Source organism: Stenoxybacter acetivorans DSM 19021 (assembly GCF_000745895.1).
GTDB classification, from domain to species: domain Bacteria; phylum Pseudomonadota; class Gammaproteobacteria; order Burkholderiales; family Neisseriaceae; genus Stenoxybacter; species Stenoxybacter acetivorans.
This window is the reverse complement of record NZ_JQKE01000073.1, coordinates 1-11246: the sequence shown is the minus strand read 5'-3', so window position 1 is coordinate 11246 and position 11246 is coordinate 1. Positions and strand designations below refer to the sequence as shown.

11 protein-coding genes and 1 rRNA gene are annotated in these 11246 nt (G+C 45.7%); all 12 read right to left on the bottom strand.

Annotated features, from left to right (window positions below):
- Window positions 1-223: transposase (locus tag Q384_RS09650; protein WP_037587495.1), on the bottom strand; the 223-nt coding region annotated here is incomplete at its 3' end.
- A 174-nt stretch (window positions 224-397) separates the two neighbouring features.
- Window positions 398-1606: an ABC-three component system protein gene (locus Q384_RS09645; RefSeq protein WP_037587493.1), complete on the bottom strand. Its 1209-nt coding sequence runs from the start codon at window positions 1604-1606 to the stop codon at window positions 398-400.
- Between the two features lie 131 nt (window positions 1607-1737).
- Window positions 1738-1926, bottom strand: coding sequence for a helix-turn-helix domain-containing protein (locus tag Q384_RS14540; protein WP_037587491.1), 189 nt, complete (start codon window positions 1924-1926; stop codon window positions 1738-1740).
- A gap of 360 nt (window positions 1927-2286) precedes the next feature.
- On the bottom strand, window positions 2287-3129 hold the full coding sequence (truA, locus tag Q384_RS09635) for a tRNA pseudouridine(38-40) synthase TruA (protein WP_037587488.1): 843 nt from the start codon (window positions 3127-3129) through the stop codon (window positions 2287-2289).
- Window positions 3107-3652, bottom strand: coding sequence for an LbetaH domain-containing protein (locus Q384_RS09630; protein WP_037587484.1), 546 nt, complete (start codon window positions 3650-3652; stop codon window positions 3107-3109). The genes truA and Q384_RS09630 overlap by 23 nt, the downstream gene beginning before the upstream one ends.
- A 124-nt stretch (window positions 3653-3776) precedes the next feature.
- Complete coding sequence (locus tag Q384_RS09625) at window positions 3777-5087, bottom strand: NAD(P)/FAD-dependent oxidoreductase (protein ID WP_037587499.1); 1311 nt, start codon at window positions 5085-5087, stop codon at window positions 3777-3779.
- A gap of 293 nt (window positions 5088-5380) precedes the next feature.
- Entirely contained in the window at window positions 5381-6535 is a 1155-nt protein-coding gene (hflX, locus tag Q384_RS09620; protein WP_037587482.1) for a GTPase HflX, read from the bottom strand.
- Between the two features lie 16 nt (window positions 6536-6551).
- Window positions 6552-7709 (bottom strand): class I SAM-dependent methyltransferase, encoded by a 1158-nt coding sequence (locus tag Q384_RS09615; RefSeq protein WP_084224464.1) that lies wholly within the window; start codon window positions 7707-7709, stop codon window positions 6552-6554.
- Window positions 7706-8431 carry an SDR family oxidoreductase gene (locus Q384_RS09610; protein WP_037587480.1) on the bottom strand — a complete coding sequence of 242 codons (726 nt, stop codon included), beginning with the start codon at window positions 8429-8431 and terminating at the stop codon, window positions 7706-7708. The genes Q384_RS09615 and Q384_RS09610 overlap by 4 nt, the downstream gene beginning before the upstream one ends.
- 53 nt (window positions 8432-8484) lie before the next feature.
- Complete coding sequence (hpnE, locus tag Q384_RS09605) at window positions 8485-9792, bottom strand: hydroxysqualene dehydroxylase HpnE (protein WP_037587479.1); 1308 nt, start codon at window positions 9790-9792, stop codon at window positions 8485-8487.
- Entirely contained in the window at window positions 9789-10643 is an 855-nt protein-coding gene (gene hpnD / locus Q384_RS09600; RefSeq protein WP_037587477.1) for a presqualene diphosphate synthase HpnD, read from the bottom strand. Before hpnD ends, hpnE begins: the two co-directional genes overlap by 4 nt.
- 401 nt (window positions 10644-11044) lie before the next feature.
- Window positions 11045-11157: ribosomal RNA gene (gene rrf / locus Q384_RS09595) — 5S ribosomal RNA — on the bottom strand.
- Window positions 11158-11246 lie beyond the last annotated feature (89 nt).

The following is an 11246-nucleotide window of genomic DNA, read 5'->3' as shown; positions in this document are numbered from 1 at the left end:
ATTCAAAGCTGCCGGAATTTGCCTTGACCGTCTTTTTGGTGTAACCGTTGCGGCGGTTGGGCTCTTGTGGGTTCTGTTCGAGATAATGTTCGATTTCGGCATCAAGAGCAGCTTCGGTCAGTTGTTTGATAAGCGGGGTGAGTATGCCGTCTTTTCCTGTCAGTGCTTGACCTGATTGAAGCTGTTTAAGTGCTGTTTTAAAGTCGAATATGGGGTTGTTCATGTGTTGTCTCCTATTTGGAATAGTTTAGGGGATTGACACAGATTTTTGAACACTACCCTGTTTTAAAGTCGAATATGGGGTTGTTCATGTGTTGTCTCCTATTTGGAATAGTTTAGGGGATTGACACAGATTTTTGAACACTACCTTCAGCATATATATCATGTGCTATTTTCGTCATATAGGTTTACCCAAAAGTTCTTTGAATTTTGGATGCCAACCTACTTCTAGGTTAATAGCTAATACCTGATAGCTACCTTGAATGTAATATTCAGCATTCCAATTAGGTGCAAATGGATGTATTTCTAAATAGGCTTTATCATGTGACCAACGAAGTAATTCAAGACCTTGTTTACATTCAATTGTTTCATCAGGGTCTTCACAGTCTTCAACCATGCGTTGGTGTTTATCTGCCCATTTTTCTTTCAAAAGTCTATCGTATCGGTCTATCCGTTCAGCCATATCCAGACGAGTTGATATCCATTTATGACGTTGTTCGCGCGCTCGCCATTCCTCGCGTATTGCTTTATTAATATCACTGGGTTTTCCCTTAACTAGATCAATTTGCTTGATTAGTAAAGAGTCTGGTTGATGGTTTTCTGGTGGGAGCAGCAATTCAAACTCAGGTAATAACTCATCTCGCTCTATTTCCCCGACGATTTCAGAAATTTTTTCTTGTAACTCGATTTTAGCGATAAATCTTTCACGTTTACCACAGAGAGTATAAATTGTTTGCCTATCCCACCACTCTATTAGACGTTTAGCAACAACGGGGCGCTGCTCTGGAGGAAAATAGATTAATTTCTCAGTGATACTCCCTTCAATTGTGGTGATATCACCTTGGCTAGCACAAATACGAACTCTATTTAACAGGGTCTGCCGCTCAGTTTCAGTTAGGCTCAAGTATGCTTTACAACATTTAATTCGTTCGACGCGAGATGGGTTATCCCCTGATGATGACTGGTGCCCATTGCAGACTCGTTGTGCTTCCATTGCTAAAGCACGGCATAATGCGCTACGGTCGTCCTGATTGTTCAATAAAACGGCTAGCTCTGTATTTAGCGGAGCAACAGTAATCAGTTGGAAGATGGTTTCATCAATCGCAAGGCGTGGCAGAATATCAATCCAAGCTTTCAACGTTTTCCATAGTATTTTTGAAGTTATTGTTATGGCATTGGGTGCTTTTGATGTCGCGAATGAGTGCTTAAGTTGATAGAGCAACTTTTGCCCATTAATATCAATCTCTACATCGTCCAAACGCTCCAAACACACGGCGACATCATCCTGTTTCTCTTCTAAAAGCGCCAACAATGCATAAAAGGTTTGATAGTAAAATCCGAGTGCTACTGCTTCTGCTGAATGGTTAGTTGTCGCTTGATAACTCATTTTTCATCCTTGATGACAAATTAGCCCCAAAATCGTCGTTCGCCTTACTAAGGATATTATTGATAGTTACCCTTAGTTCACTTTTTAGGCATAAGCATATGGTATTTTACAGAGGTATGCAAATTTTATCTTTACTCATCAATACGTTTTGCCACCTTCCACACCGCTTGCCGCGACACCCCAAGCCGGCGCGCGATCTCCGCCTGTGTCAGCCCCTGCGCCAGCAATGTTCTGACCTTATCATGCATAGCTGGAGAACGTTTAGGTTGCGGTTTTCTTGTATGCGCTCGTTCGTAGGCCAGTTTCCGCGCTTGTTCCATATCAAGGCGTGAGTCGCCAATTCTCGTTTAAACGCCTCTTTATATCGTCGGTCAGTCCAATATCGTGACCGGGGGTACTCTGCGCAGTAGCGGCCACTCAAACGGCGAATACCGGCATCAGGCGGAACAGGCTGTTTAGCTTGTAGCATTCTTTCAGAGCGCAAACTCAACCTCCAGCATAGCGAACAATATAGCTAAACTATTAAATTTTTCAAAACGACTTGCCAGAAAAATTATGGCTAATTGTCTGAAATCTGCTGAATAGGCTTGTTTGCTTATTTTGAAAATAATAATAGTATAGCTATATAATCAAACTGTAGGATTTAACACTGACACAGAATTTTGAACGCCCTCCATTTTTCATTCATTTTCACCCAAATTTGGCCACAGCCATATAGGTAAAGGCGGCGTTATCACGCCGAATTCAGGTGGGTAATCCACTCCGGTTAAGTACAGACCATCAGGCATCAGCGTCGGCGGTGCATGGCGGCGGCTTTTGGCTGCCAGCAGCTGCGCAAAATCCGCCACACTCATTTTGCCTGCGCCCACATACACCAATGCGCCAACAATATTGCGTACCATATTGTGCAAAAATGCGTTGCCGTGCAAATCCAATGCCATAAAATTCGGGCTGCCTGAAAGACGAACGGCATACAGGGTTTTAATCGGTGATTTGGCTTGGCATTCGCTGGCTCGGAAACTGGAAAAATCATGTTCACCCACCAACAGCGCGGCGGCTTCTCGCATGGCAGTCATGTTCAATGGCCAATGTGTCCACCCTGCTTTACCGCGTAATTGCGGCATGCGCACCCGACCCGATTCCAATACATAACGGTAACGCCGCCCAAACGCATCAAAACGAGCATGAAAATGCGGCAAAACCGTTTGTGCCGTCAAAATGCGCACCGATTTATCCATGGCACTGTTGCCGCCGCGCACCCACGCCTTGGCAGGGCGTGATGCTTGGGTATCAAAATGAACCACTTGTGCTGTGGCATGAACGCCTGCATCGGTTCGCCCTGCTGCCGTTACCTGAATGTTTTCATCGGCAACAAAACTCAAGGCTTCTTCCAAATGCGCTTGAATGGTACGCAAACGATTGGGCTGCGTTTGCCAACCGTGAAAAAAACCACCATCGTAAGCCAACGTTAATGCCCATCGTTGCCGAGAATCAGTATTGTTATTGAGTAATTGGTGATTCATTTGGGCTATCAAAATTTACTTTTGCTATCAAATTATTATTAGCTTCTATAATTTTCTCAAAATCTATCATTTTTGAATTAAATACTAAATCATAGTCTGCATCTTTAGGTTTAAATTGATTTACGCCATACACTATGCTGTTAGCAGGCATATTTTTTGTAACGATTGCACTCGCTGCTACAACAGAGTTTTCACCAATTATTATTGGTCCTAAGATTTTTGCTCCATCAGAAATGATTACATTTTTACATATAATCGGATTGCCGACATTTTCCCATTCATCATTGACTTTATTATATTTTAAATTTGATCCAATAGTTACATTTTGAAAAATGACAACGTTTTCACAAATTTTTGCAGCAGCAATTGTACATCCGCGTGCATGATGGGCAAACATTGTGCTTTTATCTATTTCAGTGCAATTGATTTCACAGCAATAGAGTTTTTCCAGTAAGTTGCCGGCTATGTTTTTAAACATTTTATTCTTGGAATAACAATTTATTTTCACCAATTTATCAAACATATTTGACACTCCTTCCAATAATATTTGGTATTGCTAAAACACTTGTGTTTTGAATCTCTGTATCTTTTATCAGACCATATTTTTAATATTCTATTGGTTTTTATTATTTCTATATTTTTCAGCCTCAACCCAGCACATCAAGCAAGCGGTGATAACCCACACCCAGCCATTGGCTCGGCAGCCGCAAATAATCACCACCCGGAAAACGGCGGTGGCGCAACAATTCAAACAAACGCAAACGTGAGTCGTCGCCCAAAATGGCTTCAGCAGTTACCAAACCGCCAATACCGGTCGCCGCCACACCATGTCCCGAAAAACCTTGCATAAAATATAAATTATCTGCCAAACGCCCAAAATGCGGTGTGCGGTTCATGCTGATGTCCACATCGCCGCCCCATGCGTAATCAATACCCACATCGGATAATTGCGGGAATACCTTAAGCATATCGCGGCGCATACTGGCTTTTAATTTTTCCAAAGAAGGTTCACGCCCCGAATAATTGACTTTACCGCCAAACAACAGGCGGTTATCGGCACTCAATCGGTAATAATCTAATACAAAACGGGTATCGCATACTGCCATATTGTTGCAGATTAATTCGGCGGCTCGTTCACCCAAAGATTCAGTGGCAATGATGTATGTGCCGACAGGTAAAATTTTTGCTGCCAGCGGACGCAATAATGCGGATTTTAAGCTGCCGGTAAACGCATTGACGGCAATCACTGCATTTTGAGCATCAATATAGGCATTCGGCGTATGAATCCGATAACCGCCTTTATGGGGTAAAATGTCAATCATCGGTGTTTGTTCAAATAGTTGAGCCCCTGCCGCCGCTGCTGATCGCGCCAAACCCAAAGTGTAGTTTAGCGGGTGAATATGCCCCGAATCTTCGTCATACAATGCACCGACATACCGTTCTGATGCCAGCTGTGTTTGCAGTTTTGCTTTATCCCATTCTTGATAACCATCATAACCATAATCCCGCTGCGCTTCTTGCTGCCAAGTACGCAAACCCGCCAAATGCCGTTCACTCACTGCCGCATGTGCATAACCGCGCTGCCAATCGCAATCAATGTTCAGCGTACGCACACGCTCGTCCAGCAAAGCCACCGCTTCTACACTCATGTTCCACAGTGCTTTGGCTGCCTGAAAACCAATGGCTTTGGCAATGACGTTCATGTCGGCAGCCCAACCATTAATTACTTGCCCGCCGTTTCGTCCTGAACCGCCAAAACCCATGCGTATGCCTTCAATCACCGCCACACTTTTGCCCGCTTGTGCCAGCGGTAATGCTGCAGATAACCCGGCTAAGCCGCCGCCAATCACGCAGGTTTCAACTTCCAGCGGCTGCGCCAGTGTCGGGTAAATGATGTGATCATTTCGGGTGGCTGTGTAATAAGAATCGATATGTTCGCGGGCATCGGCTTGATACATGACATTTACCTGTTTATTTTGGTGGTGGTTCAAAATACGCTGTATCGGCTGCATCTTATTGTGAAATGCGGTGCGGTATTTAGTAACGGGTATTCGCTTAATCGAATGGATTTACTTTTCCACAATAACCATACATTGGGTTCATTGCATTTTCAGGCAGCTTAAATCTGTTTTTGCTTGTAATAATAATCAGCGTAACCATTTAGCATTTCAGCAATACTCTATTGAAATATCAGCTGCTTTTCAATAACGCTTTTAATTGGCTCTCTTTTTTCAAGCTGCCTGAAAATGATTTAATCATTAGCCCAAACAATCATCGCTTCACGCAATGCTGTTAAACCCATGTTTTCAGTTACTGAAATACGCACGGCAGCAGGCTTATTGCCGTTGTCGGATAATATGCCGGCGATGCGTTCGCTTTCAGGCAGCCTGTCAATTTTGTTATACACCAATAATTGCGGAATATGATCGGCATAAATTTCGGTTAAAACGGTATTAACGTCATCGATTTGGCGCAGATAATCGGGGTGGTTTGCATCTACAATGTGCAGCAATACGTCTGCCAATGCCGTTTCTTCTAAGGTGGCAGCAAAAGCGGCTACCAAAGTATGCGGTAAATCACGCACAAAACCAACGGTATCGGTAAGCAAAATACTCGTCTGTTCGTTTAGATACAGGCGGCGGGCAGTGGGGTCTAAAGTAGCAAATAGCTGATCTTTTGCCAAAACATCGGACTTAGTCAAACGATTAAACAGGCTGGATTTGCCGGCATTGGTGTAGCCCACCAATGCAAAGGTTTTGATGCCGCTGTTTTGGCGGGCTTTCCGGCGTGTGGCGCGTTGTTTTTGTACTTCGTTTAATTGCTTTTTTAATGCAGTGATTTTTTGGCGAATTTTACGGCGGTCGGTTTCCAGCTGGGTTTCACCGGGGCCTTTCATGCCAATACCGCCTTTTTGGCTTTGTAAATGTCCGTAGCCGCGCACCAAACGTCCTGCCAAGTGAGTTAATTGCGCCAGCTCCACTTGCAATTTACCTTCTTGGCTCTGTGCGCGTTGGGCAAAAATTGCCAAAATCAAGCCGACGCGATCCAATACTCGGCATTGCAAGATTTTTTCTAAACTGCGTTCTTGCGTGGGGCTGAGTCCATGATTAAACACCACCAAATCCACTTTAAGCTCGGCAACTTGTTCAGCCAGTTCTTCGGCTTTACCCGTACCGACAAACAATGCAGGATGTGGTTTATCGCGGTTGCAGACGGCAACATCAACCACTTCACCGTCGCCGGCAGCCACTAAATCACGAGTTTCGGCTAAGGCTGCCTGAAAAAGTGCTTGACGCATTTCGGCATTGCCGCGAAAACTGTCGGCAAATAAAACACCCACCAACAAGACTCGTTCCGGTTGATTTGAATTTTTGTCGGTTTGAGAAACCATGTGTTGTCGGCTCATGCGAAAGCTTTGCTTTTTATAATTTATGACAAATGTCGCCTGCACGGAATCCGCGCCAATCAACATCAATATTTTTACCGAATGCGATGACTTTAAATAATTCGCCCATTTCCTGCGGTGCTGTTAAAGTTTGACAAGCGGCAGCGGCATGTATATAAGAAAAATCAGCGGGATTACCAATTTGCGTGAGTAATTCGGTTAAACCCAAGTTCAATAAAAAATGCGACTGGGTTGTGTAGCCGATTAAATCCAAGCCTGAATCAATGGCGGCTTCGGCAATGGCGGTAAAATTCACGTGGGCGGTTAAATCCATTAAACCCGGGTAGAAAAAAGGGTTGTCAATGCTGTGATGACGATAATGTCCCATCAATGTACCCTTGCTGCGCTGTGGGTGATAATACTGCGCCGCATCAAAACCGTAGTCAATCCAAATCATTGCGCCGCGCTGTAGTTTTTCTGCCAAACTTTTGATAAACGCCTGTTGTTGTGGGTGCAATTCCGTTGTGTAGGGGAAAATACCGTGCGGTAAATATTTATTGGCTTCTTGCCGCAAGCGCGTGTCGTCCAGCGGTAATTCCTGCCAATCAAAAGCCTTATCACGCCACACTGCACCCATGCGCGATAAACCGTTTTCAGTTTGGCGCACCACTTCTACGGGCATGGCGTCCAAAACTTCATTGCCGATAATGATGCCATTGAAATTTTCAGGCAGCCTGTTTAAATGTTTTATTTTGCTCTGCGCAGCAGGTGCATTTTCGGCAATGTATTGCTTTTGCCGCGCAGCAAGGGCAGCGGATAATTCAATGATGCAATATTCGCGCACAAGATCTTGCGGCAGTGTCTGTAATAATTGCACTGCCAGCTGCCCTCCGCCTGCGCCGAATTCATAGATAATGCCATCGGTTTGCGGTAACAGCTCGGCAATTTGCTGTGCCAATGTTTGCCCGAATAAAGGGGTAAGTGTGGGCGCAGTAACAAAATCCCCGCCTTCGCCGAATTGGGTTGCGCCGCCGCTGTAATAGCCATATTGCGGCGCATACAGTGCCAATGCCATAAAACGGGAAAACGGCAAGCTGCCTTGCTGCGCTGCTTCTTGCCGCATCAGTGCGCATAAAGCTTGGCTGGCGGTCAGTGCGTTGTTATCCGGTTCGGGCAAGTTCTGCGGCTGGCTCATAAATACACAATCTCTCCGCTTTTGCCGCGGCTTTGCGCACTCATCCAATAGATAAAATCAGGCATGATGTCGTTCAAAGGTTTGCGCTCGGATTCGGATTCACCCGGGTGGGTTTTGATGCGCTGCGGTGAATGAATATTACCGGGAATTAACACATTGGCTCGCAGATTTGGATATTGCTCCCATTCGTCTGCCGCCACTTTTGCCAAGTAATTTAAGGCTGCTTTAGATGCACCAAAACCGCCCCAATAAGCTTGCGGTGTTTCCGCATGGCTTTCACCGACAAAAATTACCGATGCATCTTCCGATTCTTTCAGTGCAGGAAACAGGGCGCGGGTGAGTGCCATGGGTGCAACAGTATTGATGCGGTATTGATTCACCCATTCAGCAACGGTTTGAAATATCAGTGGTGAAAGCGCGTAGAAATAGGCGGCGCAATGTACGATGCCGTCTAATCGTCCCGTTGCTGCCAATACGGTTTTTGCCAACTGGTCAAAATCTTTTTCTTCCGCTGTGAGTAAATCAAAACGAACAGCAAACGGTTCAATACCGCCGTTTTCAATGATATTGTCATACACGGCTTCCAGTTTTTTCTGATGCCGCGCAACCAATACCACGGTTGCACCTGCTGCGGCATATGCCTTTGCTACCGCAGCACCCAAGCCTTGCGATGCACCCGTTACCAAAACAGTTTTTCCTGTTAATGTCTGTGTAGAGGTCATAATTCACTTTACTGTGTTGTCATTGTTTCCAAAAACATAAGGTTACCTTAAATTCAACAGCATTGTTGAAAATCTGCCAAACATTGTGCCGCCGCGGCTTGTCCGCTTTGTACCGCTGCTTCCAATGTGGAGGGATACCGTGGGTGTAAATAATCGCCTGCCAAATACAGTTTTTGTTTCCGTAAGCCAGCGGTGGGTATCGGCAGTGCATCGAAACGGCTTTGTACCGTGGCACGTTTTTCGGTAATCACTTGCGCCTCTTCCGGCATGGGCAAATTGGGACACAATGACAATACATCAGCGTGAACGCGGCGCACCCATTCGTTTGTGGTATTGATGCCGATTAAATCTGACACCGATACCACCGCCGCCACTTCGTGCACATCACCGCCCACAGCAGAGCGCGCTTGCAGCCATTGTGCCGTGCCGTTTACCAAACCGGTTAAAGCTGCGGGTAAACGTACTGCTTGCGAGTAACGCAGATAAACAGTGGTGATTGCATGATAACGCAATGCATCCAATGCTTGTTTGGTTTCCGATGCAATTTGCGGCGGCAGTAACGCGGCGGCATGATAAGGCGCAGTCGCCACAATCACGGCATCAAAGGTTTCTCCACCCACTTGCCATTGCCCTGATTCGTTACGCATCGGCGGCGGCACACGGTAATGTGTTTGTATGCCCACTTGTTTGCGCTGAAGTAATTCACAAATCGGCATTACCCATGCTTTTCCCAAATCGGTTTTGGCAATCAACATATCACTGTCTTGCCGTCGCTGCCACACACCGTCATTTAACATATTTGCCAATCTCGCGGTGCTGGCAGCCGCCAAATCGGTGTTTAAGCCACCCCAAATTAAAGGCTGCCAAAATTGAACCGTTTCCAAATGACCCACGCCATTATTTGCCAGCCATTGCGCCGCACTGATGTCTTGTTTGTTTTGCCGATACCCCGCATACCACGTTTGTAAACGGTGCATTTGCTGCAGCAATTGTAATCGTTCAGCAAATCCGACACGACGCGCACACAGTACCCCCATTGCCAAATGCCAAGGTTTTGGTAAACAAGCCGCCTGAAACTGAATACCATCTGCCATGTGCCACGTTAAAGGCTGCCTGAAAAATACTTCATCAACAGAAATGCCCGCTCGTTGTAATAATGCCAAACATTGGTGATACGCACCCATCAAAATATGCTGACCATTATCCAAAAACGAAAATTGGTTTTGCCGCGCCATAGCGCGCGCGCGTCCGCCCAATTGTTTACCCGCTTCAAATAACATCACTTGTGCATGTTCTGCCAGAGCCTCAGCCGCTGCTAAGCCCGCCCAGCCGCCGCCGATTATCGCAACACGGCGATTCACGGCTTAAATCCCCATAACCATGTTTTTAAAGCAATACTTAATTTTCGCCTGCCCGGCAAGGCTAATTTATGATGCAATACATTACCCGCACCATCAGCGTCAATTTCTCGCAATAATGCGTAATAAATCGCACCCATAATTAGACCTGCTTTCTGCTTTCTGACATCAACAGCAGGCAGCAGTGCAATTGATTCACGATAACAAGCACGGGCGCGCTCCACTTGGAATTGCATTAATTTTGTAAATGCCGCATTTCCATGATTGGTATTCAAAATCACAGTAGCAGGCACATCAAAATGCTGCAAATCCTCTAAAGGCAGATAAATGCGCCCCAGCCGAGCATCTTCGCCAACATCACGGATAATATTAGTCAATTGCAACGCCAAGCCTAAATGGTCGGCATATTGCAAAGTCTGCGGTTCACTAAAGCCCAAAATCCGTGCGATCAAACAACCCACCGCTCCTGCTACTCGGCGGCAATACACGCGTAAATCATCAAAAGTGGCATAACGTGTTTGGGCTAAATCCATATACATGCCATCAATAATTTCAGTAAATTCACTTTCAGGCAGCCTGAAAACTGCCGCTACTGGGCGCAATGCCTGTGTTATCGGATGTTCAGGCGCGGCATTTGCATTAAATGCTTTTGCCAATTCCAGCCGCCACCAATCTAAAGTTTTTGCCGCCACCGTAGCATCAGTACAATCGTCCACCACATCGTCAAGTTCACGGCAATAAGCATACAACACCATCATTGCTTCTCGCTTGGGCTTTGGTAAAAAACGAAAACCGGCTAAAAAGCTGGAACCGCTTTGTTCGGCTTTAAATTGACAATACTCCAGTGCTTGCAAAAGGTGAGTTCCTTACATATGGCGCGGTATTTCGTGTGTAAAAACACGATACCTGTGTGTTTTAAGAAAGTGCGACACTTTAAAGGCAGATGCAATTCTTGTAAATTGATTTCTCAGTCTGGTTTCTCAATCAGCCTAATATCCCTTGGCCTGCCAAATTTGCGTTTATTGATGTGCTGGAGAAATTTATTCCTTCAACAGGCTGCCTGAAGAGTTTCCCGCTTTCAGGCAGCCTGTTACCTATTCTATTATTTCTTTTTCATCACCGAACCAATCAAGCCCTATACGGTAGCATATCCCACAATGACTGGGAGACCGGAGAACGCTTCCGCGCTTCAAATAGTCGTTAGCCATGCGTAAGAAGCCCCTGACTGTTTCCAATCAGGGGCTTCGGTATGGGGGTTTGGCGGTGTCCTACTTTCACATGGGTATCCATACTATCATCGGCGATGCGTCGTTTCACGGTCCTGTTCGGGATGGGAAGGCGTGGGACCAACGCTCTGTGGCCGCCAAACTAAACTGTACAAATCGGTTAAGCCGTGTCTCTCTCATGCAATTACCCTTCGGCTCTTTGCAATCCATCAACTTCAATCAACGGTGATG